We start from the raw sequence: 25,751 nt of genomic DNA, 5'->3' as shown, positions 1-25,751 counted from the left end.
GATGTTTCCTTAGAATTCAGCATCAATATCAACAATTGAAATCAGCTTATGGTTCACAAACTCTTTAATGCCGAGTCCGGTAAGCTCGCGTCCGTAGCCGGAACGGCGAACGCCGCCGAACGGTAGATCGGCTTTAACACGAGTTGGGTGATTAACGAACACCATCCCAGTGGAGATTCGAGCGGCGACCTCCGCTCCGTGTTGGCTGTCTTGTGTGAATACAGAACCACCGAGGCCAAAAGGAGAATCGTTGGCAATGCGTACCGCGTCATCTTCATCTTTGGCACGGAACAACATGGAGACCGGGCCAAAAAATTCCATATAATAGGCGGGGTTATCCGGCGTGATATTCGTGAGGATAGTCGGTTGCACAAACGCACCCTGCGCTGGCACCTTAGGGCCGACTTCCAGCGCCGTAGCGCCGTGAGACACCGCCAGTTTGATCTTTTCTTTCACTTCATCGGCAGCCTGTTGGGATGAGAGTGGCGCCAATGTGGTGTTTTCATCCAACGGGTCGCCCGCCCGTAACGCGGCAACGCCCTGCGTATAGCGCTCAAGAAATGCATCATACACCGCGTCATCAATGATCATGCGTTTAGAAGAGACACAGACTTGCCCGCCATTCCAGTGGCGACCAAATACCGCCCATTTGACGGTTTTTTCCAAATCCGCATCTTTCAACACCACAAAGGCATCCGCGCCGCCCAATTCCAACGTCGATTTTTTCAGCGCTTTCGCGGCCTGTTGCGCCACCGAAGCGCCTGCGCCTTCCGAACCCGTCAAGGCGACGCCCTGTACACGCGGATCGTTGAGGATCATTTCGATATGCTTGCGGGTGGCATAGAGGTTGGTAAATCCCCCTTTCGGTAATCCGGCGTCGTGCATCAGCTTCTCAAATCGCGCAGCGCTCTGCGGTACGTTTGAGGCATGTTTCAGGAGAATGGTATTACCGGCGGAGAGTTGCGGCGCGATGATGCGTGCGATCTGGTAATAAGGAAAATTCCACGGCTCAATCGCGAGCAATACGCCCAGCGGATCGTGCACGATTTGTGCGGTAGCTTCCTGCGGGTTCTCTACCGGCAGCGTTTCGGGGGCTAATAATGTTTCGGCGTGTTTAACGTAATATTCAAAAATTTGTGCGGATAGTTCGACTTCTGCCCGCGCTTCACTGACCAGCTTACCCATCTCCAGCGTCAGTAGCCGCGCCATTTCTTCTTTATCCTGGCGCAGGAGCGTGGCGGCTTTTTGCAGAATGGCGCTTCGGGTAGAAAATGGCGTTGTTTTCCATGCCAGGAAAGCGTTGTGAGCTTGATTGATGGCGTCAGTGACTTCGGCGTCAGTGGCGTCGGGGAACGTTTTAACGACTTCACCCGTGTACGGGTTGATAGTGGCATATCCCACGGTAAACCTCCTGAAAATTGACGATGTAAGATGCCTGCGATCATTAACGTGTACGTGAGTTGATAGCGTATTAGTTGATGATCCACGCTATTTCAGAGTACTCCAAGATAGCCGTTCGCTCCAGTCAACATAGTGGTAGCTTGACATCTCCCTGAAACGGGTCAGATAGCTTTCCTGTATCTTTTCTCATGCTGGTTACCGTTTTTAAAATTAATGATTTACATGGCGAACGTGCCCACGATAAATGGTGGTACAAGGCAATTGCCCCCCCAACCAATAGACGAGTTCTGCCGGACGAGCAACGGGCCAGTGTACAAAATCGGCGACCTTACCGGCCTCAAGCGATCCGTGGCTGGCTCGCAGCCCCAGTGCTTTCGCGGCGTGATAGGTGACACCGGCCAACGCTTCTTCCGGCGTGAGCCGAAACAGGGTGCATGCCATGTTGAGCATCAGGCGTAGAGAGAGGGCGGGTGAGGTGCCGGGATTGGCATCGCTGGCGATGGCCATGGGCACGCCGTACTGGCGTAGCAGTTCCACCGGCGGCCGCTGCGTTTCGCGCAGCAGGTAGAAAGCACCCGGTAACAGCACGGCGACCGTGCCGCTGGCGGCCATCGCCCGAACGTCCTCTTCCGTCAGGTATTCCAGGTGATCCGCAGAGAGCGCATGGTAGCGTGCCGCCAAGGAACTACCGCCCAGTGCGGAGAGCTGCTCTGCGTGCAATTTCACTGGCAACCCGAGTTTTGTTGCGGTGTTAAACAGTGTTTCAACCTGCGCGGGTGAAAATGCCAAATGCTCGCAGAACGCATCTACCGCATCCGCCAATTGTTCTTGCGCGACCTGCGGCAGTAAGCGATCGCAAAGTGTGGCAATCCACGCGTCGGCGCGTCCTGCGTATTCCGGTGGAACGGCGTGGGCCGCCAGGCAGGTAGCAATCACCTGCGCGGGCACCTGCGCAGCCAACTCACGTATGGCGCGGAGCATTTTTATTTCGCTATCGATATCCAGCCCATAGCCGGATTTGATTTCGACGGTGGTGACGCCTTCGGCTAACAGCAAGGCTAATCGTTGTCGTGCGCTGTCGACCAACTGCTGTTCTGTTGCGGCACGCGTGGCCCGAACGGTAGAGAGAATCCCGCCACCGTTGGCGGCGATGTCGGCATAGCTAACGCCATTGAGGCGTTGTTCGAATTCGTCACTGCGATTGCCACCGAACATCAGGTGAGTGTGGCAATCGATAAAACCGGGCGTAATGATACCGCCATCGAAGTAGGTGGTGGTGACGGCATCATAGTCGGGTAACTGCGCTTGCGGCCCAACCCAGGCAAGCTTGCCTGCGGCGACGGCCAGTGCGCCATCATGAATGATCTGGTAGCGTCCATCGCGCAGGGTGACAAGATCGGCGCCGAGCCACAGGCTGTCGCAGGATAATCGTTGAGTCATGGTATCGCTCTTATTGTATATACAACCAAAGACAAGCTAACTTACCTACGTTGGCACGACAAGAGGAGCAGGATAGCTTTTTCTTATTGTGATCATAATAATTCACTATGGCTAAGTGGGAATAAGCTAGTGTATGTATAGGTATAGACAACTAAAAAGATCGCTTAGACTGAGATGCTGTTGTCACTGACGGCAGTGGCGTGCTACTGATTCGCGAGCGGTTTGTCATTGCGATAAATTCGTTGAGGAACCCTTGATGCCATTTTTTGATGTGAATACCTTACCGGTTAGCCGTTGGCGCAACGGCGGCGGAGAAACACGGGAAATCATCAGCGCGCCGGCGGTGGCGGGGGAAGGGTTTGCCTGGCGTGCCAGCATTGCCACCATTGCGCATGCCGGTGACTTTTCTGCCTTTCCGGGCATTGATCGCATTATTACCTTGCTGGAAGGTTCGGGGGTTTCCCTGGTTTTTCCAGCGTTTTCGCACCGTTTGCGGCGCGGCGAACCGCTGTTTTTTGCCGGTGAGACGCCGCTTTCCGCCACGCCGATCGTGACGCATGGCGGGGAGGCTGCCAACCGGGATTTTAATATCATGACCCGGCGTGACAGCCATTATGCCACCGTGATGGCGGTGCGTGATGCGATGCAACTGGGCGCGCAGGAAGCGGGCGTACTCTATGTGATGGACGGCTGCTGGCGTATTGGTGAGGAAACCTGTCAGGCGGGACAAGGCGTGTGGTGGACAAGTCAACAACCCCAACGCGACCTCACGCCACTGACCGAGGATGCCTGGCTGCTCTACACTGCGGTATTTCGTCGCGAGAGCCAGCCCTGACAGCCATCAGCCGTTGGTCTTGAAACGGCCCAACAGACGATAGCGTGAACCGGGATAAATCAGGCGAGCAACGGTAACAATACGAGCGTCGTGCCAGGTGCGACGGCGGATCATCAGGCACGGCTCCTGCGGATCGAGTGCCAACACCTGCCGCTGGTGGTCGTCTGGAATAAAGGCTTCCACGATGTGTTCACCGGCGGTAAGTGGGGCGACCTGACTGAGATAGGTGTAAGGCGTGCGGCGGGTGAAATCCTGTTGCAGATAGTCCGGTGCTTCCACGGGATTGACGTAGCGATCTTCCAACTGGACCGGAAGATCGTTTTCGTAATGGACGATCTGCGAGTGGAACAGCGTTTGCCCGGGAGAAATATCAAACTGTTCCGCCAGTTCCCCCTCTGCTTTCAGACTTTGCAGCGCTAACACGCGGCTGCTGTGGCGATGTCCACGTTCGGCAATCTCTTCGGCGATATTACGCACTTCCAGCATAGCCGCGTAGGCCTTGATCTCGGCGACAAACGTACCAACCCCCTGCATACGCAGCAAAAAGCCTTCACTGGTCAGCTCGCGCAGCGCGCGGTTAATCGTCATACGGCTCACGCCGAGTTCGTTGACCAACTCGCTCTCTGACGGGATACGTTGGTGCGGCTGCCAGGCACCCGTGCGAATCTGGCTGATAATCGCCTGCTTGACCCGTTGATAGATAGGGGCGGGTATATCGCTCATGGCGCCTGCGAGTTGTGAGGCGCGCTGCTGTGTTACCACGGTGTTCTCCTTAACCTTACGCTTTTGTGCAGTGTAGCGAATTTCATTCGCGTATGTATATGTATAGACAATAGAGAAAAAACGGTGCCGTGCTGCTGACAGCCGATTGTTCAGAGCAGGCGGCGTGTTTTTACGCGCTACCTCGTTAATCGCGAGTCATCATGGTGCGCCAAACCGGAGCAATGCACTATTCTGGAACCTGTTTTCCTACAGGGTACTTTCATACTCTTCCCGCCAATAAAGGGCCAAACGACGATTCTGTGGCATTGGCACATTGCTTGCTTTGGTTGTCTATACAAGATTATACCCATTTAGGGTATCGACAATAACGTTGGCGCAGTTTGCCGCATGGGTAATGACTTCTCTCACAGGAGCGGAACGAATGAACAAAGCACGAGGTAACATGGGCTGGAAAGCGACCCTGATAGCGCTTTGCATGGTATCGGCAGGCGTAGCGCAGGCGGCAGATACGTCGGTAGCGATCGGTATTTCTGGCTGGACCGGCTTTGCGCCGCTGACGCTGGCCGATAAAGCGGGCATCTTCAAGAAGCACGGGCTGGACGTGTCGATCAAAATGATCCCACAAAAAGATCGTCATCTGGCCGTAGCCTCTGGTTCGATTCAATGTGCCGCTACCACGGTAGAAACCTATGTCGCCTGGAACGCCAACGGTGTGCCGATCAAGCAAATTGTGCAGTTGGATAAATCCTACGGCGCTGACGGTCTGGCGGTTCGTGGCCCGATCAATGATATCAAGGCATTGAAAGGGAAAACCATTGGTGTCGATGCACCGGGGACTTCCCCCTACTTTGCGCTGGCGTGGATTCTGGATAAAAACGGCATGACGCTTAAAGACGTGAAGACGGTAACCCTCTCGCCACAGGCCGCCGCGCAGGCGCTGCTCGCCGGGCGTAATGATGCGGCTATGACTTACGAACCCTACCTCTCCACGGTGCGTGAAAAACCGGAAAGCGGCAAGATCATCGCCACCACGCTCGATTACCCGATGGTAATGGACACGCTTGGCTGTACGCCTGATTTCCTTGCAGAACATCCGCAGGCCGCCAAGGCATTGGTGGAAAGCTATTTCGATGCGCTGGAGATGATCAAGGCCGAGCCGGACAAATCCTATGAGATCATGGGCGCCGCGGTGAAATCAAGCGGGGCGGATTTTGCTAAATCTGCCAGCTATCTGCGTTGGCAGGACAGAGAACAGAACCGCAAATTCTTCAGCGGTGAGATCGAAACCTTTAGCAACGAAGCGGCCAAACTGCTGTTGGAAATGGGCGTGATTCGCAAGATCCCGGATATCAGCACCTTGTATGACGCCAGCTACGTGAAATAAGGATATTGGCATGATGAGTGATTCTCGCGCGACTGACAAACTGCCTCAGCCGCCTGCGGCGTTACCTGACGCTGCACCGCGCTGGCACAACCCGTTGATGGTGCCGCTACGGCCTGTCGCCGTGCGGTTGCGCGTGGCACTTGGGGTGGCCTTTTTTGTCCTGTTTTTTGCCCTGTGGGCAATGGTGACGTTCAGCGGTTCGGTATCACCGACTTTTTTGGCCGATCCGCTGACCATGCTGCGTGAAGGGGCGATCCTCTTTACCCAGTATAACTTTTCCGAGGATATCGCCATGACGGTGATGCGCGTGCTGGCAGGGTTCCTGCTGGCCGCGATCATCGGTGTTCCTCTCGGCATTCTGATGGGCGCGTACAAACTGTGCGAGGCGTTTTTCGAACCCTTTGTGTCGTTTTGCCGCTATTTACCGGCATCCGCGTTTATTCCGCTACTGATCCTATGGGCAGGCATCGGTGAGATGCAGAAGATTCTGGTGATCTTTATAGGCTCCTTCTTTCAAATTGTGTTGATGGTGGCGGTAGCGGTAGGGGCGGCGCGTCGCGATCTGGTGGAGGCGGCCTACACGTTGGGGTGCAGCAACGGTAGCGTGGTGCGTCGCGTGCTGATCCCCGGCGCGGCACCGGAAATTGCCGAACTGCTGCGGTTGGTGCTCGGATGGGCGTGGACTTACGTGATTGTGGCTGAGCTGATTGGCTCGTCGAGCGGTATCGGCCACATGATTGTGGACAGTCAGGCACTGCTGAATACCGGACAGATCATCTTCGGCATTATCGTCATCGGGGTGATCGGTTTGCTGTCAGATTTTCTGTTTAAGGCGATGAACCGACGCCTGTTTTCCTGGAGCTTATTGTCATGACCTACAGCAAAGTCGCCGTGCGTCAGGTCGAGCGCATCTTTACCGGCCCGCGTGGCGAGCAGACTCAGGCGCTGCTGCCCGTTAATTATCAGGTACAAGAGAATGACTTTATTACCATTCTTGGGCCGTCGGGGTGTGGTAAATCCACCTTGTTGCGCATTATTGCCGGGTTGGATTCGCCCACCCGTGGCGAAGTGTGGCTCGATGGCGCGCTGGTGGAAGGGCCGGGTGCGGATCGCGGTATGGTGTTTCAAAGTTATACGCTGTTTCCCTGGCTGACCGTGGCGCAGAACATCTGTTTCGGTTTGCAGGAGCGCGGCATCAGCAAGGCGCAGCAGCAAGAGCGCTGCGACTACTACATTCATCAGGTCGGCCTGAAAGGTTTTGAGCATCACTATCCGCGTCAGCTTTCTGGCGGCATGCAGCAACGCACCGCGATTGCGCGCGCATTGGCGAACGACCCTAAAGTGTTGTTAATGGATGAACCTTTTGGCGCGCTGGATAACCAGACGCGCGTCATGATGCAGGAACTTTTACTTTCGGTGTGGGAAGCGTCACGAAAGACAGTGATGTTTGTCACGCACGATATTGATGAAGCTATCTTTATGGGTAACCGAGTCGCGATTTTTAGTGCTCGCCCAGGACGTATCAAAACCGAAATTGCGGTGGCTTTTGATGGGCATCGTGATTACACCCTGAAAACCTCGCCGGAATTCATGGCGCTTAAGGCTAGGGTGACCGAAGAGATTCGCGCCGAAACGCTCCAGGCGTTGGCGCATTAGTCAGTCACATCGACGCAGAACAAGACCAAAAACGCCTATGGCGTTTTTACTTTAGCTCAACTTGTATATACAGGAATAGATTATGACGACAACACCCTCGTCGATTTGCCTCACTCCCGGCGCGGTCGATCTGGCGACGCTGCGGGCGATTTATCACGGTGGCGTCACGCTGACGCTCGCCGAAGAGGCCTGGGCTGACGTGGATGCCGCGTGCCAGCAGGTGGCAGATATCGTGCGGCAGAATCGGGTGGTCTACGGCATCAATACCGGGTTTGGCAAGCTTGTGAGCACCTCGATTCCTGCCGATCGTCTGGCAGAGTTACAACGCAATCTGGTGCTGTCGCACAGTGTTGGCGTCGGTGAGCTGCTGCCCGATAACGTGCTGCGTTTAGTGATGGCGACCAAAGTGGTCAGTTTGGCTCGCGGTCATTCCGGCGTACGCCGTCAGGTGATTGAAACCTTGCTGGCGCTGTTCAACGCCGGCGTTATGCCGTGTGTGCCGGAAAAAGGATCGGTCGGGGCGTCGGGTGATTTAGCGCCATTGGCTCATATGTCGCTGATGCTGCTGGGAGAAGGGCAGGTCAGAATCAATGGCGAACTACTGCCAGCGCGAGAAGGGTTGGCGTTGGCTGGCGTCGAGCCGCTAGTGCTGGGGCCGAAAGAAGGGCTGGCGCTGCTTAACGGGACGCAGGTTTCCACCTCGCTTGCCCTGCGCGGCTTGTTTGGTGCAGAACAGGTGCTGGGGGCGGGTTTGGTCGCCGGTGCGCTTTCGCTGGAGGCCATTCGTGGTTCGGCCAAACCGTTCGATGCGCGTATTCACAACGCGCGCGGCCAGATAGGTCAGATTGCGGTGGCGGCGGCAATGGATGCACTGCTCAAAGGCAGTGGCATCATGGAGTCGCATATTCATTGTGGCCGGGTGCAGGACCCCTATTCCATCCGCTGTATTCCGCAAGTGATGGGCGCCTGTCTGGATAACCTGACGCATGCGGCGCGCATTCTGCAAATTGAAGCCAACGCGGCGTCTGACAACCCACTGGTGTTTACCGACAACGGCGATGTGATTTCTGGCGGTAACTTCCATGCCGAACCGGTGGCATTCGCCGCTGACATTATCGCCCTTGCCGTCGCGGAAATCGGTGCGATTTCTGAACGCCGTTTGGCGCTGCTGCTCGATACCGGCCTGTCGGCACTGCCGCCTTTCCTAGTGGCCGATGGCGGTGTGAACTCCGGCTTTATGATCGCCCAGGTGACCGCCGCCGCGTTGGCGTCAGAAAACAAATCGCTGGCGCATCCTGGCAGCGTTGACAGTTTACCTACCTCTGCCAATCAGGAAGACCACGTCTCCATGGCCACTTACGCGGCCCGCCGTCTAGGTGCAATGTGTGACAACACCGCAGCCGTCGTGGGAATTGAGGCGATGGCGGCGGCACAGGGTATCGACTTCCACCGCCCGCTACGCAGTTCTACCTTGCTGGAACAGGAGTTAACGCGCATTCGTCAGGCGGTGCCTTTCCTCGACAAAGATCGCTATCTGGCACCGGATATTGCCGCCATGTGTCGCTGGGCAAGTCAGGCCGACTGGCCGGAACCGGTGGCGGCGTTGCTGCCCACTTATGCGCAATAACCCGACAGGGTACGGACATTAACCGACTATCAAAGGAACAGCATTATGACTTCATCTGTGGAACAGGCGGGTGCGCGAGAAGTGAGAGCACCCCACGGCAGTGAACTGCATTGTGAAAACTGGCTGATCGAAGCGGCGTACCGCATGATCCAGAATAACCTGGATCCAGACGTTGCCGAACGGCCCGAGGATTTGGTGGTGTACGGCGGGATTGGCAAGGCGGCACGCAACTGGGCCTGTTTCGACGCGATACTCGCCTCTCTGCGTGCCCTTAAAGGGGATGAAACGCTGTTGGTGCAGTCCGGTAAACCGGTGGGCGTGTTTCGTACCCATGAAAATGCGCCGCGCGTGCTGATCGCCAACTCGAATCTGGTGCCGCACTGGGCCAACTGGGATCACTTTAATAAGCTGGATCGCGATGGGCTGATGATGTACGGCCAGATGACGGCAGGTTCATGGATCTATATTGGTGCGCAGGGCATTGTGCAGGGCACCTACGAAACCTTTGCCGAAGCAGGGCGACAGCACTACAACGGCGATTTGCGCGGGCGTTGGATCCTAACGGCGGGCCTGGGCGGTATGGGCGGCGCGCAGCCGTTGGCGGGCGTGCTGGCCGGCGCCAGCGTGCTGGCGATCGAGTGCCAGGAGTCACGTATTGATTTTCGCTTGCGCACACGTTATCTCGATTACAAGGCCACCGATCTGGACGAAGCGCTGGCAATGATCGACGCAGCGTGCAAAGCGGGACGCGCCATTTCGGTGGGTCTGTTGGGTAACGCGGCGGATGTGGTGCCTGAACTGGTGAAACGCGCCAAGGCGGGAGGTATGCGCCCGGATATCGTGACCGATCAAACCTCGGCGCACGATCCGATTAACGGTTATCTGCCGCAAGGGTGGGATGCAGCGCGCTGGGCAGAGATGCGCACTCGCGATCCAAAAACGGTGGAAAAAGCGGCCAAAGCCTCGATGGCGGTGCATGTGCAGGCGATGCTGGAATTTCACCATATGGGTATCCCGACGGTGGATTACGGTAACAACATCCGCCAGATGGCACTGGAAGAGGGCGTAGCTAACGCGTTCGATTTCCCCGGCTTTGTGCCTGCCTATATTCGCCCCTTGTTCTGTCAGGGCAAAGGCCCGTTCCGCTGGGTGGCGTTGTCCGGCGACCCGGAGGATATCGCGCGTACCGATGCCAAGCTCAAGGAACTGTTCCCTGAGAACACGTCGTTACTCCGCTGGCTGGATATGGCGCAAGAGCGCATCGCTTTCCAAGGGTTACCCGCGCGTATTTGCTGGTTAGGATTGGGCGAGCGCCATCTGGCAGGGCTGGCGTTCAATGAGATGGTACGCAAGGGTGAACTGAAAGCGCCGATTGTGATTGGCCGCGATCATCTGGACTGCGGATCGGTTGCCTCACCGAATCGGGAAACCGAAGCGATGCGCGATGGCTCGGACGCGGTATCCGACTGGCCGCTGCTCAATGCGTTGTTAAACACGGCGGGTGGCGCAACCTGGGTCAGCCTGCATCACGGTGGCGGTGTGGGTATGGGCTTCTCACAGCATGCTGGCACGGTGATCGTGTGTGATGGCAGCGAACAGGCCGATGAACGTCTGGCGCGCGTGCTGTGGAACGACCCGGCAACGGGCGTAATGCGCCATGCGGATGCCGGGTATGAGAGCGCTATCGCATGCGCCGCACACCATGGGTTGAACTTGCCGATGGTTAAGGGTTAACGGAGCGCGCCGCTGAGGTCATCATGAAAGAAACGATTGAACGACTGGCGCGGCGCGAAGCCCGCCAACTGGGACGCTATAACTCTGGGTTATCTGATGATGCAGTGCGCCAGCGTTTTGCTGTGACGGATATTGCCCGCCTCGCCAGCAATGAAAACCCACTGGGCATGAGTCCGCTGGCCGATGCGGCGCTGCGGGCCGAAGTGACGCGCACGGCCTGTTATCCCGACCCGTCGAGTCTCCAACTGCGCGCGGTCATTGCCGCACGCACCGGAGTGACGCCGGAGCAGGTAGTGATGGGCAATGGCTCGGAAAACCTGTTGGAAATGCTGTGCCTGGCTTTTCTCAATCCGGGCGATCGGGTTGTTACGCTGCTGCCCTCTTTTGGGTTGCATCACCTGTATCCCAAAATGTTAGGGGCAGAGGTGACGCTGGTGCCGGTGAACGCGCAGATGGAGTACGACCTGGATGCCTGGGCGCAGGCGTTGGCACAACCGGCCAAAATGGTGGTGTTCAGTAACCCTTCCAACCCCGTGGGCTGCATGCTGGGGCGTGAGGGATTCGAACGCCTGATTGCCATGACGCCGCCGGACTGCGTATTGGTGATTGATGAAGCATATTATGAGTACTGTGCCACGCATCCCGATTATCCCGATAGCCTCTCCGTATTACGTCAGCAGGCGCGACCGTGGATTGTGTTGCGCACCTTTTCCAAGGCATACGGTCTGGCTGGCTTGCGTGTAGGGTATGGTTTAGCGTGTCATGCCGAGATGGTGGAATTGCTCGATCGCGTACGTACACCGTTCAATATCAACCGTATGGCGCAAGCGGCGGCACAGGCGGCACTGTTGGATGTGGCGCACGTGGCACGCAGTGTCACTCATGTCGCGCAGCAACGGGCCTGGCTCAGAGATCAACTACACGCTTTAGGATGGTGTGTAGCGCCGTCGCAGGCCAATTTTCTGTTTGTGAATGTTGAGCAGGATAGCGCTGCGTTAGCCGAGCGTTTATTGCATTTCGGGGTTATTGTGAAGCCCTGGCTGGAAGCCGGATACACTCAATGGCTACGGATCTCGGTGGGGTCTGAGGCCGCCAATCAACAATGTATTGCAGCGTTGCGCCGGTGTGTACAGTAATCCCGCTTCGGCCCATAAACTGAATACTGACGGAGAACACATGCAACAGGTCTATTTTCCCGCGCGCGTGGTGCGCGGCGCTGGCGCGATTAACCAGTTAGGCGCCATTGTTTCAGCACTGGGTAAGCGTGCTTTGGTTTTGGGGGGCAAGCATGCGCTGAAAGCGGCGTCAGCCTTGATCGACGCACAGTTGGCCGCAGCTGGTGTGAGCAAATGTGCCGACATCTGGTACGGCGGCGAGTGCAGCGAAACACAAATTTCACGTCTGGCACAAGAGGTACGCACTCAGGCCGCCGATGTGATTATCGCGGTGGGCGGCGGGAAGGCATTAGATACCGGCAAGGCCGTCGGGCTGGAAACCTCCCGTCCGGTTATCACTCTGCCAACCATCGCGGCAACCTGTGCCGCGGTGACGCCGCTGACGATTCGCTATCATGACGATGGCCATTTTCGCGACCTTTATCATCTTCCCGTCGCGCCGGCTGCGGTGATTATCGATTCTGATATTCTGGCTAACGCGCCGCTGCGCTGGTTAGCGGCGGGGCTGGGTGATACGCTGGCAAAATGGTATGAATTACGAGCGATTAGCGGTAATAAGGATGTCACCGGTTTTGGCGCGTCCTCCATGGCAAACAGCCAGCTCTGCTATCAACAAATTGCCCGGTTTGGTGCCGCCGCCTGTGAGGCTGTCCGGCAACGGCAGGCAACACCGGCGTTGGATCAGGTGCTTGATGCCATCTTTTTGTTTGCCGGGTTGACCTCGTTGATGAGCAATGGCGCCCATGCGGCGGCGGCTCATGCGCTCTACGAGGGCTTTACCGTATGCGATAAGACGCGTGCTTACGGGCATGGCCTGCTGGTGGGGTTTGGCAATCTCTGTTTACTGGCACAAGAAGGGCGTAGCGATGCGGAATTGCTTGAAGCCATTGCGTTGGCGAAGGATTGTGCCATCCCGACATCACTGGCAGCGATTGCACCTACCCTGACGGCTGAGGAACAGGCGGCCATATTGAAAGCGGCCGTGACGGCACCGGATATGAGCAATATGCCTCATACTGTCACCGTTGAACGGTTACGTGAAGCAATCCAGCGTGTAGAAGCGCTCGCGATGGAATAATGCCACGAGTTAGATAATAAGGCGCGAGCGGTAGCCTTCAGGCGCAGAAGAACGGTGAAAGCAACCGCCCGCAGCGACACCTGCGGGCTTTGCGCTATCTGCCGCCCTTAATTATCTCAGAAAGGCTGGCTGATTCTTTTCATACTCGGTGATAGACGCTTCGTGTTGCAGCGTCAGACCGATGCTATCTAACCCGTTAATCATGCAGTGCCGACGGAAGCTATCGATTTCAAATGGATAGCGCTTATCACCCGCCAGAACAACCTGATTTTCTAGGTCGACCGTGAAGGTTATCCCTTCTTTGCCCTCAACCAGTTTGAACAGTTCATCCACTTCCTCGTCGCTTAATTTTACTGGCAGCAGTTGGTTGTTAAACGCGTTGCCATAGAAAATATCGGCGAAACTGGGAGCGATCACCACGCTAAAGCCATAATCGGTCAGCGCCCACGGCGCGTGTTCACGAGACGACCCGCAGCCGAAGTTTTCGCGCGCCAGCAGGATACTCGCGCCTTGGTATTGCGGTTTATTCAGGACGAAATCAGGGTTGGGTTGTTGGCCCGCATCGTCCAGAAAGCGCCAGTCGTGGAACAGATGTTGGCCAAAACCGGTGCGCGTTACCTTTTGCAGAAACTGTTTGGGAATAATAGCGTCGGTATCGACATTAGCGGCATCCAGAGGAACCACCAGCCCCGTATGTTGGGTAAATTTATCCATGTTGGTTTCCCTCTTAATTTAACTCGCGAACGTCGGCGAAGCGGCCCGTCACCGCCGCCGCTGCCGCCATTGCCGGGCTAACCAGATGCGTGCGGCCTGCGCGCCCCTGACGGCCTTCAAAGTTGCGATTACTGGTCGATGCGCAGCGTTCGCCGGGGTTCAGGCGGTCATTATTCATCGCCAGACACATGGAGCACCCCGGTAAGCGCCACTCAAAACCGGCTTCGATAAACACTTTATCCAGCCCTTCCAGCTCCGCCATGGTTTTTACCGGGCCAGAACCAGGTACGACGATAGCCTGAACACCTGCGGCGACTTTGCGCCCTTTGGCGATTTCTGCCGCGGCGCGCAAATCTTCGATACGTGAGTTGGTGCAGGAACCAATAAAGACTTTATCAATCTTCACGTCGGTCAGTTTAATGCCGGGTTGCAGATCCATATAGGCCAGCGCCTTGGCGGCGGAGGCGCGTTCTACCGGATCGCTGAAAGAATCGGGGTTAGGAATTTCCTGGTTTACGGCGATAACCTGACCGGGGTTGGTGCCCCAGGTGACCTGCGGGGCAATCTGTGCGGCGTCCAACGTGACCACCGCATCGAACTGCGCGTCGTCATCGGATTTCAATGTGCGCCAGTAGGCTACGGCGGCATCCCAATTAGCGCCTTTCGGGGCAAATTGGCGACCTTGCAAATAGCTGAACGTCGTCTCGTCCGGTGCGACCAGACCCGCCTTCGCGCCCATTTCAATCGCCATGTTGCACAGTGTCATGCGGCCTTCCATGCTCAGCGCACGAATGGCTTGACCACAAAATTCAACCACATGACCGGTGCCGCCCGCGCTGCCCGTTTTACCGATGATCGCCAGCACAATATCTTTGGCCGTGATACCGAGAGGCGCCTCACCGGTAACTTCAATTTTCATGGTTTTGGCGCGGCCCTGTTTCAGCGTTTGCGTCGCCAGCACGTGCTCCACTTCGGATGTACCGATTCCAAAGGCCAATGAGCCAAACGCGCCGTGCGTCGCCGTGTGTGAATCACCGCAGACGATGGTCATACCGGGCAGGGTCATGCCTTGTTCCGGGCCAATAACGTGAACAATCCCCTGATTCGGATGGTTCAGGTCATACAGTTGAACGCCGAATTCCGCACAGTTTTTGATTAATTCCTGCATCTGAATACGGGCCATTTCGCCGCTGGCATTGATGTCTTTGGTTTGCGTGGACACATTGTGGTCCATCGTGGCGAAGGTTTTCCCCGGTTGGCGAACTTTACGCCCCTTGGCCCTCAGGCCGTCAAAGGCCTGAGGCGAGGTCACTTCGTGCACCAGATGCCTGTCAATGTACAGCAGCGGCGTTTCGTTCGGCGCTTCACGAACGACATGCGCATCGAACAGTTTTTGATATAACGTCTCACCCATGGTTATGCTCCTTGCGCGACAAAACGCGCAATCACGTCGCCCATCTCATTAGTCCCGATCGCGTTGCTTGCGCTGGCCAGATCGGCGGTACGGTAGCCTTCAGCCAACGCGGTATTAACGGCTTTCTCGATCGCGCCCGCCGCCTCATCGGCCCCCAGGCTGTAGCGTAACAGCAGCGCCAGCGACAGAATTTGCGCAATCGGGTTGGCGATGTCTTTACCGGCGATATCCGGCGCAGAACCCCCGGCGGGTTCATACAGGCCAAAGCCCTGCTCGTTCAGGCTGGCAGAAGGCAGCATGCCCATTGAGCCAGTGATCATGGCGCACTCGTCGGACAGAATGTCACCGAACAGGTTAGAGCACAGCATGACGTCAAACTGCGCCGGATCTTTAATCAACTGCATTGTCGCGTTGTCGATATACAGGTGGGACAGCGTGACATCAGGATAGTCTTTGGCGACTTCTGTGACGATCTCGCGCCACAAAATGGAACTTTGCAGCACGTTGGCTTTATCAATAGACGTGACGATGCTGCGGCGCTTACGTGCGGATTCAAACGCGATGTGCGCAATGCGCTCAATTTCGAAACGGTGGTATACCTCGGTATCGAAAGCGCGTTCGTGCTGACCGCTACCTTCGCGCCCTTTGGGCTGACCGAAGTAAATGCCGCCCGTCAATTCACGGACGCATAGGATATCGAAGCCTTTCTCCGCGATGTCGCTACGCAGTGGGCAAAACGCTTCCAGCCCCTGATACAGTTTTGCCGGGCGCAGATTGCTGAACAGTTTGAAATGCTTACGTAACGGCAATAATGCACCGCGTTCCGGTTGTTCTGCCGGCGGCAGGTGTTCCCACTTCGGGCCGCCCACGGATCCGAACAAAATCGCGTCGGCTTGCTCACAGCCTGTGACGGTTGTCGGTGGCAACGGTGTGCCCTGACGGTCAATGGCGATACCGCCAACGTCATACTCGCTGGTGGTAATTTGGATGCCAAAACGCTGACGAACGGCGTCCAGTACTTTGTGGGCCTGTTGCATTACTTCCGGGCCAATGCCGTCTCCGGGTAAAACGGCGATATGGTAGCTCTTTGTCATCACAAGGTTTCCTGACTATTCTGTTGTTTGCTATCGTTTTGTTGTTGATTATTATGCTGTTGCAGACGTTGAACTTCTTTTTCAACCTGCTGAGCACGTTTGATGTTGTTTAATACATTTACCATTGCCTGCGCGGAAGCTTCAACGATATCTGTTGCCAACCCTACGCCGTGGAAACGTCGCCCTTGATAGTCGGCGACAATATCAACTTGCCCCAATGCATCCCGGCCATGTCCTTTGGCGGTCAATTGGTATTTGACCAACGAGATCTGATAGCCCGTGATGCGGTTGATGGCCTGATAGACGGCATCCACCGGGCCATTTCCCGTTGCGGCTTCAGATTGGGTTTCTTTGCCGCACACCAATTTGACTGATGCCGTGGCAATAACGCTGGAGCCGGATTGTACGCTGAAATAATCCAGGCTGTAGAATTCCGGTTCTTCCTGCTGACGGTTGATAAAGGCCAGGGCTTCCAGATCATAGTCAAATACCTGTCCTTTCTTATCCGCTAATTTCAGGAAAGCGGTGTACAGATCGTCCAGATTGTAATCGCTATCCTGATAGCCCATTTCTTCCATGCGATGTTTCACCGCCGCACGGCCAGAACGAGATGTCAGATTCAACTGAACCTCTTTTAAGCCGATGGATTCTGGCGTCATGATTTCGTAGTTTTCACGGTTTTTCAGCACGCCATCCTGATGAATGCCGGAAGAATGAGCGAAGGCGTTAGCCCCCACAACCGCTTTGTTCGCGGGAATGGGCATATTACAAATCTGGCTGACCAATTGGCTGGTACGGTAGATTTCCTGATGATTGATATCCGTGTGCAGATTCAGGATGTTATGGCGGGTCTTTATCGCCATGATGACTTCTTCCAATGCACAGTTACCGGCACGTTCGCCAATACCGTTCAGCGTGCCTTCAACCTGACGCGCGCCGGCATGCACCGCCGCCATGGCGTTGCCTACCGCCAACCCCAGATCGTCATGCGTGTGAACGGAAATAATGGCCTTATCAATATTAGGAACATGTTGGTACAGAGAGGCGATAATATTGCCGAACTCATGTGGCAGGGTATAGCCAACGGTGTCCGGAATATTAATGGTGTTGGCCCCGGCGTTGATGGCGGCTTCAACCACGCGACACAGATCCGGGATGGGTGTGCGGCCAGCATCTTCACAGGAAAACTCAACGTCATCCGTGTAGTTCCGCGCCCGCTTGATCATAAAAATAGCGCGTTCAATGACGTCATCCAGCGTGCTGCGCAATTTGGTGGCGATGTGCATCGGCGAGGTGGCGATAAAAGTATGGATGCGGAAGGCGTCGGCGACACGCAGCGCTTCAGCGGCGACATCGATATCCTTTTCGACACAGCGTGTCAGCCCACAGACGCGACTGTTTTTGATGTTGCGGGCAATCGTTTGTACCGATTCGAAGTCACCGGGTGATGACACGGGGAAACCCACTTCCATCACATCCACGCCCATACGCTCCAGGGCAAAGGCAATTTGCAATTTTTCTTTTACGCTCAGGCTTGCCTGTAAAGCCTGTTCACCATCGCGTAATGTGGTATCAAAAATTATGACTTGCTCGCTCATCGGTTTGGTTCCTTGTCGTGTCTGCTATGTACGTGGCGCTCGGCGAGTAAAAAAAAACCCGCGCATCGGCGCGGGTTTTTGTATCTTGTGGCGAGAAACTTAGTGTTGAACTCTGTCCACAAACCTACCGCGCATGAAGGATGCGTTTAGTAGTAGGCCTAGTAGGACGATAAAGTTGAACATAGTGTTTGTGTCTCGCCAGCTAAAATTCGGTGTTGCTCTATTGGTACGCGATTATCAGGGGTATGTCAACTTTTCATTGGTGTGATGTGCGTCAAGTAAACCAGCCATGGTCAATGGCAAATACGAGAAAGATCGTTGCGGTTTTGGGCAATGGCGGTAGACTGCACGCAAAAATAGTATACAGCTGTACGCTGAAACACCGTCACATTCATCATTCCCTTGATAAACACGTTTACCGATGACTAATCATTTACAGCCATATCATGTAGTGCACCGGGTTCAACATCAGATCAACCAGTGCGCTGGGCGTATAGCACTGCGTGAATGGACGCCAGAAGGCGAACAGCAACTGACCTGGACCCAAGCTGGGCAACGCATTCGACGTATTGCCAGCGCGCTATTGGCACTCGGTCTGGATGTTCAGGAACGAGTGGCGATTTTCTCGCATAACTCAATAAATTGGTCGCTGGTCGATTTAGCATTGTTGCATTTGCGGGCGATCAGTGTGCCGATTTACGCCACCAATACGGCGGCACAGGCGGCATTCATTATCAACGATGCAGATATTCGTACCATTTTCGTCAGCGGTCAGGCGTCGTTAGATGCCTTGCTGGCGTTACGAGATACCTGCCCACAGTTACGCAATATTATTGTCATGGATGAAGGCCTTAATCTGCACGGCAGCGACAGCGTACGCTCCCTGAGTGAGTTTGAAGCACAAGCTGTGGACGACTTCTGGCGCGATGAATGGCAGGCGCGTATTGATAGTCGCGATCTCAACGATCTGTTTACTCTGATTTATACCTCCGGCACGACGGGAGAGCCGAAAGGGGTTATGTTGGATTACGCTAGCCTGGCGATGCAGCTTAAGTTACATGAGACGCGTTTAAGTCTGTCGGAAAACGATGTGTCGCTGAGTTTCTTGCCGCTTTCCCATGTCTTTGAGCGCGCCTGGAGTTTCTTTGTCATGCATTGCGGAGCACAGAATGTGTATCTTGGTGATACGCAATTGGTTCGTAGCGCGATGCAGGCCATCAAGCCGACGGTCATGTGTGCGGTGCCGCGTTTCTATGAAAAAGTGTATAGCGCAATCCATGAAAAAGTGGCGCAGGCGCCGTGGTATCGCCAGCGGCTCTTCGCGTGGGCGATAGCGCAGGGGCGATATGTTTTCACCAAATCGTCAGGAAAAAAGGAGAGTCTCTTCCGTCGCATTATGCGCCATTACGCCGATCGCCTGGTGCTAGGAAGGCTACGTCAGCTTCTGGGTGGACAGATTCGCTTTATGCCAGCGGCGGGGGCGCGACTGGACGACAACATTATTCTGTTTTTCCACGCCATCGGGGTTCGTATTATTTATGGTTATGGGATGACAGAAACCTGTGCGACAGTTTCCTGTTGGGAAGATCGTCAGTTTCCTTTAGGGTCGATTGGTACGCCACTGCCGGGTATTGATGTTCGCATAGGTGAGAAAAATGAAATTCAGGTGCGAGGCGCGACCCTGATGCGGGGCTATTTCCGCCGCCCGCAGGAAACCGCAGAAGTCTTTACCAAAGACGGCTGGTTAAAAACCGGCGATGCGGGCGCGCTGGATGCCAGCGGTAACCTGTATATTACTGAACGATTGAAAGATTTGATGAAAACATCGGGAGGGAAATACATTGCACCGCAGCATTTGGAAGGTACGCTAGGGCAGGATCGTTTCATCGAACAGGTCGCGATTATTGCTGACACGCGTCACTACGTTTCTGCATTGATTGTTCCCTGCTTCGAGGCGTTAGAAGAATACGCGCATTCCATCAACCTGAAGTATCACGATCGTCTGGATCTGTTGCGCCATAGCCACATCATAGCGCTGTTTGAGCAGCGTTTACGGGACATGCAGAAAGGGCTGTCTCGTGTTGAACAAGTGAAGAAATTTACACTGTTGCCTGTGCCATTTTCGATGGCTAAAGGGGAGTTGACGCCAACACTTAAGCTGCGCAGGAAAATCATCAACCAGCGTTATCGGTCGGAGATCGAGGCAATGTACGCGGAATCGTGACAAAGTCAGGCCGAAATGCGTTTCAAGGAGCGAAATCGTGTTTTGCGCCTAAAAATTTTACGCTGTAGTTAGGGGCGGTTTAGACGATCTGTCAGGATTAACGCTGATGAAAGAGTATGTTATTGCGGCGATACTTTCCCTGACGTCCGATTCCTCTTTGCACGAATGAAATATGATGGTTTTTTGCCGTTTGTCTGCGTCATAATCTGGCGCTATGTTAACGGGTTATCTGTAATCCGTATAATTTCTCGTATTCTTGTACTAAAAATTAACAGTATTAACACAACGTGAACGCGGGGATTTCCCCAGTCAACACAGAAGCGGCTACCGCTTTCTGAACAGAAGAGGCAAACCCATGGAGATGTTGTCAGGCGCCGAAATGGTGGTTCGATCGTTGATCGATCAGGGCGTAAAACATGTTTTCGGTTATCCGGGTGGTGCGGTGCTGGATATTTACGATGCCCTGCATACGGTCGGCGGTATTGAGCATGTCCTGGTGCGGCATGAGCAAGGCGCGGTACATATGGCTGATGGCTATGCGCGTGCGACAGGTGATGTCGGCGTGGTGCTGGTGACGTCAGGCCCCGGCGCGACGAATGCCATTACCGGTATCGCCACGGCGTATATGGACTCCATTCCTATGGTGGTGTTGTCCGGTCAGGTAGCCACATCGCTGATCGGTTACGACGCTTTTCAGGAATGTGACATGGTGGGCATTTCCCGTCCTATTGTGAAACACAGTTTTCTCGTCAAAAAAGCAGAAGATGTTCCGACGATCTTGAAAAAAGCGTTCTATCTTGCCTCAACTGGGCGTCCTGGCCCGGTAGTCGTCGATCTGCCGAAAGATGTTATGAACCCGGCAAATAAATTGCCTTATGTCTATCCCGAAAGTGTCAGCATGCGCTCCTATAATCCGACTGTTCAAGGGCATAAAGGCCAGATCCGTCGTGCGCTGCAAACCTTACTGGCGGCCGAAAAACCGATTATTTACAGTGGCGGTGGCGTAATTAACGCGGGATGTCATGAAGAACTGCTGGCATTGGCGGAAAAACTTAACTTACCCGTTACCACTTCCCTGATGGGGTTGGGCGGGTTTCCCGGAACGCATCGACAATGTCTCGGTATGTTGGGGATGCACGGCACGTATGAAGCCAATATGGCCATGCATCATGCCGATGTGATTTTTGCTGTTGGGGTGCGCTTTGATGATCGCACCACGAACAACCTAGCGAAATATTGCCCGAATGCGACGGTGTTGCATATTGATATCGATCCCGCATCGATTTCTAAAACGGTCAATGCGGATATCCCAATCGTTGGCGATGCTAAACACGTGTTAACCCTCATGTTGGGGTTACTGGCGCAGGAATCAGATGGCGCGCCGCAGCAGTTTGATGCGTTACGTGATTGGTGGCAGTCCATTGAGCAATGGCGAGGGCGCCACTGCCTGAAATACAGCACGGAAGGCGACAAGATTAAACCGCAGGCGGTGATTGAAACCTTGTATCGCCTGACGGAAGGGAAAGCCTATGTGGCATCGGACGTTGGTCAGCATCAGATGTTTGCCGCGCTGTATTATCCATTTGATTTGCCACGCCGCTGGGTGAATTCCGGCGGGTTGGGTACCATGGGGTTTGGGCTGCCGGCGGCGCTAGGCATTAAGCTCGCATTGCCGCAAGAAACGGTGATTTGTGTGACAGGCGACGGCAGTATTCAGATGAATATCCAAGAGCTGTCTACGGCGCTGCAATATGATTTGCCCATTGTGGTCATTAACCTGAACAACCGTTTCCTCGGTATGGTGAAGCAGTGGCAGGATATGATTTACTCTGGCCGCCATTCCAGCTCTTACATGGAATCACTGCCTGATTTCGTCAAGTTGGCGCAAGCGTATGGTCATATCGGGATTTCTATCGACACGCCAGACGAATTAGAAGAGAAGTTGGCACAAGCGCTGGCGCAAAAAGATCGGCTGGTGTTCGTAGATATCAACATCGACAGTAGCGAGCATGTGTATCCCATGCAGATCCGCGGCGGAGCGATGGATGAAATGTGGTTGAGCAAAACGGAGAGGACCTGATCATGCGGCGAATTTTATCGGTATTACTTGAGAATGAATCAGGTGCTCTTTCGCGTGTCGTCGGCCTGTTTTCGCAGCGCGGCTATAATATCGAAAGCCTGACGGTGGCGCCGACGGAAGACCCTACGCTTTCTCGTATGACGATCCAAACAGTAGGCGATGAGAAAGCGCTTGAGCAGATCGAGAAACAACTGCATAAGTTAGTGGATGTTCTGCGTGTGAGCGAATTGGGGCAAGGCGCGCACGTTGAACGTGAGATCATGCTGGTTAAGCTACAGGCTACCGGTTATGGCCGGGAAGAAGCGAAACGCTGCGCCGATATTTTTCGCGGTCAGATTGTTGATGTTACGGCTTCGCTTTATACCGTACAGCTCGCTGGTACCAGCGATAAATTAGATGCATTTCTTAATGCCGTGCGTGAAGTGGCAGAAATCGTGGAAGTCGCCCGTTCTGGGATTGTCGGTGTATCACGCGGCGATAAAATTATGCGTTGATCGGCTTTTTGCTGCGTTTTACGTTAAGAGGCCCGATAATAGCATCGGGTCTTTTTATTTCTCTTCACCTAATAGAAGCGATAGACGCAATATATTCAAGGTGAAATATGTCCATTATTCGCGAGCCAGCTTGCAATAATTGGATACGTGATAAAAGCAGTTGCCGAACAAATACTTCTGCTGTTAGATCTACCTTATATCCATGATGATTTTATGGTCATCGCACTTTTTATCCGGCCTATCGATTTTCTGGCCTACTAAGGGGTTACCAGTGAAACTGGATGAAATCGCGCGTCTTGCGGGTGTTTCGCGCACGACAGCCAGCTATGTGATAAACGGGAAAGCAAAGCAATATCGCGTGAGCGATAAGACCGTTGAGAAAGTCATGGCTGTGGTGAGGGAGCACAATTATCATCCCAATGCTGTCGCTGCCGGTTTACGTGCAGGGCGCACTCGTTCAATCGGTTTAGTCATTCCCGATCTGGAAAATACCAGCTACACACGTATCGCCAATTATCTGGAGCGTCAGGCCAGACAGCGCGGTTATCAATTATTAATTGCGTGTTCCGAAGATCAGCCGGACAACGAGATGCGTTGTATCGAGCATCTTTTACAGCGTCAGGTGGACGCGATTATCGTTTCTACGGCATTGCCGCCGGAGCACCCTTTTTATCAGCGCTGGATCAACGGCAACCCACCGATTATTGCGCTGGACAGAGCATTGGATCGCGAGCACTTTACCAGCGTGGTTGGGGCCGATCTTGAGGACGCGGAAATGCTGGCACAGGAATTAAGAAAAGTGCCTGTTCAATCTGTACTTTATCTCGGCGCATTGCCTGAGCTTTCAGTTAGTTTTCTGCGGGAACAAGGGTTCCGTCAGGCGTGGGCGGGCGATCCGCGTGAAGTGAGTTACCTCTATTCTAATAGTTATGAACGCGCGGCGGCCGCGGCCGCCTTCATGGCGTACTTACAAAATAATCCTATGCCAGAAGCGTTGTTTACGACCTCATTTCCTTTATTGCAAGGTGTAATGGACGTCAACCTGAAGATAAACGGTCGTCTGCCGAATAATTTGGCCATCGCGACATTTGGCGATAATGAACTATTAGACTATCTGGAATGCCCGGTGCTATCTGTTGCTCAGCGTCATCGCGAGGTTGCGGAGCGTGTGCTGGAACTGGTGTTGGCTAGTCTGGATGAGCCCAAAAGGCCGAAACCCGGTTTAAACCGGATCAGACGTAACCTCTATCGCCGTGGCTCATTGAGCCGCGCGTAATTTTAATTTTCCGCATTTCTACGCCATAGCTGGCTATGGCGCCCCTTTATAACGCCAGGTTCATCTCCTTTTAGGGTAAGGCGACCCGGAATAGTCGGCGACAATATTCTAGGAAATAACCATAAGCCACCCCCATCACCATCGATACCACCAGGTTACTGGTGACGGCAGTCAGGATTTGCGCGGAATTTGCGCCAATAACCCAGAGAATAATGGCGTAAACCGGCGATTGAAAACTCACGTAGGCGAAGAGATCGGCTACGCTACGTACCAGGAAATGCTGGCCTGCATAGCGACTGGCTAACTTCAACACGCGATCGCGATAAAGCCCATAGGGCCAGGCAATGGCGATATTCACAGGAATAGACAATAAACGTGAAGACAGCGATTGTTCGACGCTCATACCAGAAAGCATAATTTCTATAGCCATACCGGTAATAAAGCAATAGACCACCAGTGCAACTGTATCCGCAGTCGCACTACGCAATCGCGATGTCGGGGAAAACATACTTTCCGCTCCACTTTCAGGTTAGATAAACTAGTTTGGTTTGTTTAATTGGTTTTTTATTGTGCTTTGTTTGGCGTGTGTAGTTTACATCACTATATGTAAGCCAATAAACTAGTTAAAAATATTTATTTTGGCGTTGTTTTTTTACTTTTACGCTACTTTATTTTTATCTAGTGAATTTCTCGTTTTTTTATCGTGACAATGAATTGAATATTTTGGGAAACAATAGGTTGAGTTTTTCTGAGGGACATCGCCTTTATGATGGGACGTTTTAATGGTCGTAGGCCAATGGCAAATAACACGGGATCGCGCTTTCGTGCTTTGTGGTATTGATACGCAAGCTATTTAAACCGTGTTCTTTTAAGGCGCTGCGTACCTTGATTAAGGAAAGTCAACGAGAGGAAATAGGTTGCTTAATAAAACGGCGGTAGTGCTAACAATAGGAGATTGAGCCGTTACCATCCACCGCGGTAAGATCCTCCCTGTTCGCTTGGGCCTTGGTATTCAAGACATCCAAGGGCCTAAGACTATTCCTAAAGCGATTATTTTTAATTTCAGTATGTGACGGTAAAAATAATTGAGAAGCCAAGTTAGAAGACAATATATTGATGATACTTACGCTACGGTATAAATTTTTCTTAAATTATCATGATGTTAATCTTCGTTAGTTTCGACGCTTTATTCTATTTTCCTCTATGCCTCTCTGCATTCATTCAGGAATAATCCCTGAGCACGTCCGCTCTGGCTTGACAAGGTTTTCATCCCCTCCGTACACTCTTAAAAGTGGGATTTTGTGGGATAAAGTGGTGAAAAAGGTGATGAAGGGGTAACTCAGTTATGTTTCGTGGGGCTACGCTGGTTAACCTCGACAGCAAAGGGCGCCTCGCCGTGCCTACCCGATACCGGGAAATGCTGAGCGGGGAATCGCAAGGTCAAATGGTTTGCACCATTGATTTGCATCAGCCATGCCTGCTGCTTTATCCCTTACCCGAGTGGGAAATCATTGAACAAAAGCTGTCTCGCCTGTCAAGCATGAACCCTACAGAACGCCGCATTCAACGGCTGTTATTAGGCCATGCCAGCGAGTGCCAAATGGATAGTGCGGGGCGTTTATTGATTGCGAATACGTTAAGGCAGCATGCGAATCTTAAAAAAGAAGTGATGCTAGTCGGGCAGTTCAACAAGTTTGAACTGTGGGATGAACAGACTTGGTATCAACAGGTCAGGGACGATATTGACGCTGAACAATCGACTCAGGAACCTTTATCTGATCGGTTGCAGGACCTATCGCTATAG

General features: G+C 53.8%; 21 protein-coding genes. 13 read left to right on the top strand and 8 right to left on the bottom strand.

Annotated elements, in window-relative coordinates:
• Positions 1–9: 9 nt before the first annotated feature.
• Positions 10–1,401 (bottom strand): NAD-dependent succinate-semialdehyde dehydrogenase, encoded by a 1,392-nt coding sequence (locus RFN81_RS15100; RefSeq protein ID WP_264496606.1) that lies wholly within the window; start codon positions 1,399–1,401, stop codon positions 10–12.
• Between the two features lie 210 nt (positions 1,402–1,611).
• The gene (hutI, locus tag RFN81_RS15095; RefSeq protein WP_264496605.1) at positions 1,612–2,841 is read right to left on the bottom strand and encodes an imidazolonepropionase; all 1,230 of its coding nucleotides are present in this window, start codon (positions 2,839–2,841) and stop codon (positions 1,612–1,614) included.
• Between the two features lie 256 nt (positions 2,842–3,097).
• Between hutI and RFN81_RS15090 the strand changes: the two genes are divergently transcribed.
• The gene (locus RFN81_RS15090) at positions 3,098–3,676 is read left to right on the top strand and encodes a HutD family protein (RefSeq protein WP_264496604.1); all 579 of its coding nucleotides are present in this window, start codon (positions 3,098–3,100) and stop codon (positions 3,674–3,676) included.
• 6 nt (positions 3,677–3,682) lie between these two features.
• On the opposite strand, the gene hutC is transcribed toward RFN81_RS15090, so the two are convergent.
• Positions 3,683–4,438 (bottom strand): histidine utilization repressor, encoded by a 756-nt coding sequence (gene hutC / locus RFN81_RS15085; protein WP_378928654.1) that lies wholly within the window; start codon positions 4,436–4,438, stop codon positions 3,683–3,685.
• A 403-nt stretch (positions 4,439–4,841) separates the two neighbouring features.
• Here hutC and RFN81_RS15080 point away from each other — a divergent pair, with 403 nt between their 5' ends.
• From RFN81_RS15080 to RFN81_RS15050, 7 genes are all read left to right on the top strand, one after another.
• On the top strand, positions 4,842–5,783 hold the full coding sequence (locus RFN81_RS15080; RefSeq protein WP_264498999.1) for an ABC transporter substrate-binding protein: 942 nt from the start codon (positions 4,842–4,844) through the stop codon (positions 5,781–5,783).
• 10 nt (positions 5,784–5,793) lie between these two features.
• Positions 5,794–6,657 (top strand): ABC transporter permease, encoded by an 864-nt coding sequence (locus tag RFN81_RS15075; RefSeq protein ID WP_378928651.1) that lies wholly within the window; start codon positions 5,794–5,796, stop codon positions 6,655–6,657.
• On the top strand, positions 6,654–7,439 hold the full coding sequence (locus RFN81_RS15070) for an ABC transporter ATP-binding protein (RefSeq protein WP_264496603.1): 786 nt from the start codon (positions 6,654–6,656) through the stop codon (positions 7,437–7,439). Before RFN81_RS15075 ends, RFN81_RS15070 begins: the two co-directional genes overlap by 4 nt.
• Positions 7,440–7,521: 82 nt before the next feature.
• Positions 7,522–9,066: a histidine ammonia-lyase gene (hutH, locus tag RFN81_RS15065; protein ID WP_264496602.1), complete on the top strand. Its 1,545-nt coding sequence runs from the start codon at positions 7,522–7,524 to the stop codon at positions 9,064–9,066.
• A gap of 45 nt (positions 9,067–9,111) precedes the next feature.
• On the top strand, positions 9,112–10,800 hold the full coding sequence (hutU, locus tag RFN81_RS15060; protein ID WP_264496601.1) for a urocanate hydratase: 1,689 nt from the start codon (positions 9,112–9,114) through the stop codon (positions 10,798–10,800).
• A gap of 23 nt (positions 10,801–10,823) precedes the next feature.
• Complete coding sequence (hisC, locus tag RFN81_RS15055) at positions 10,824–11,936, top strand: histidinol-phosphate transaminase (protein ID WP_264496600.1); 1,113 nt, start codon at positions 10,824–10,826, stop codon at positions 11,934–11,936.
• Between the two features lie 40 nt (positions 11,937–11,976).
• Positions 11,977–13,053, top strand: coding sequence for an iron-containing alcohol dehydrogenase family protein (locus RFN81_RS15050; RefSeq protein ID WP_264496599.1), 1,077 nt, complete (start codon positions 11,977–11,979; stop codon positions 13,051–13,053).
• A 111-nt stretch (positions 13,054–13,164) separates the two neighbouring features.
• Here RFN81_RS15050 and leuD read toward each other — a convergent pair whose 3' ends face one another.
• Genes leuD through leuA form a run of 4 tightly spaced genes read right to left on the bottom strand, consistent with a single transcriptional unit; the run spans position 13,165 to position 17,873 of the window.
• Positions 13,165–13,767, bottom strand: a complete 603-nt coding sequence (gene leuD / locus RFN81_RS15045) for a 3-isopropylmalate dehydratase small subunit (protein ID WP_264496598.1) — start codon at positions 13,765–13,767, stop codon at positions 13,165–13,167.
• A 13-nt stretch (positions 13,768–13,780) separates the two neighbouring features.
• The gene (leuC, locus tag RFN81_RS15040; RefSeq protein ID WP_264496597.1) at positions 13,781–15,181 is read right to left on the bottom strand and encodes a 3-isopropylmalate dehydratase large subunit; all 1,401 of its coding nucleotides are present in this window, start codon (positions 15,179–15,181) and stop codon (positions 13,781–13,783) included.
• Between the two features lie 2 nt (positions 15,182–15,183).
• Positions 15,184–16,275 carry a 3-isopropylmalate dehydrogenase gene (gene leuB / locus RFN81_RS15035; RefSeq protein ID WP_264496596.1) on the bottom strand — a complete coding sequence of 364 codons (1,092 nt, stop codon included), beginning with the start codon at positions 16,273–16,275 and terminating at the stop codon, positions 15,184–15,186.
• A complete protein-coding gene (gene leuA, locus RFN81_RS15030) occupies positions 16,275–17,873 on the bottom strand; it encodes a 2-isopropylmalate synthase (RefSeq protein ID WP_264496595.1) in 1,599 nt (532 codons plus the stop codon). The genes leuB and leuA overlap by 1 nt, the downstream gene beginning before the upstream one ends.
• Before the next feature lie 421 nt (positions 17,874–18,294).
• Here leuA and RFN81_RS15025 point away from each other — a divergent pair, with 421 nt between their 5' ends.
• The 4 genes from RFN81_RS15025 (at position 18,295) to cra (ending at position 23,947) form a co-directional block, all read left to right on the top strand.
• Complete coding sequence (locus tag RFN81_RS15025) at positions 18,295–20,097, top strand: AMP-dependent synthetase/ligase (protein ID WP_264496594.1); 1,803 nt, start codon at positions 18,295–18,297, stop codon at positions 20,095–20,097.
• 355 nt (positions 20,098–20,452) lie between these two features.
• Complete coding sequence (gene ilvI, locus RFN81_RS15020) at positions 20,453–22,177, top strand: acetolactate synthase 3 large subunit (RefSeq protein ID WP_264496593.1); 1,725 nt, start codon at positions 20,453–20,455, stop codon at positions 22,175–22,177.
• A 2-nt stretch (positions 22,178–22,179) separates the two neighbouring features.
• Positions 22,180–22,671: an acetolactate synthase small subunit gene (ilvN, locus tag RFN81_RS15015; RefSeq protein ID WP_264496592.1), complete on the top strand. Its 492-nt coding sequence runs from the start codon at positions 22,180–22,182 to the stop codon at positions 22,669–22,671.
• A 271-nt stretch (positions 22,672–22,942) separates the two neighbouring features.
• The gene (gene cra / locus RFN81_RS15010; RefSeq protein ID WP_264496591.1) at positions 22,943–23,947 is read left to right on the top strand and encodes a catabolite repressor/activator; all 1,005 of its coding nucleotides are present in this window, start codon (positions 22,943–22,945) and stop codon (positions 23,945–23,947) included.
• A gap of 70 nt (positions 23,948–24,017) precedes the next feature.
• Here cra and RFN81_RS15005 read toward each other — a convergent pair whose 3' ends face one another.
• On the bottom strand, positions 24,018–24,455 hold the full coding sequence (locus tag RFN81_RS15005) for an L-alanine exporter AlaE (protein ID WP_264496590.1): 438 nt from the start codon (positions 24,453–24,455) through the stop codon (positions 24,018–24,020).
• Positions 24,456–25,292: 837 nt separating this feature from the next.
• Here RFN81_RS15005 and mraZ point away from each other — a divergent pair.
• The gene (gene mraZ / locus RFN81_RS15000) at positions 25,293–25,751 is read left to right on the top strand and encodes a division/cell wall cluster transcriptional repressor MraZ (RefSeq protein WP_264496589.1); all 459 of its coding nucleotides are present in this window, start codon (positions 25,293–25,295) and stop codon (positions 25,749–25,751) included.

The organism is Pectobacterium cacticida (genome assembly GCF_036885195.1).
GTDB classification, from domain to species: Bacteria; Pseudomonadota; Gammaproteobacteria; order Enterobacterales; family Enterobacteriaceae; genus Pectobacterium; species Pectobacterium cacticida.
Note: the sequence above shows the minus strand (reverse complement) of the source record. Positions and strands in the feature narration are given on the sequence as shown.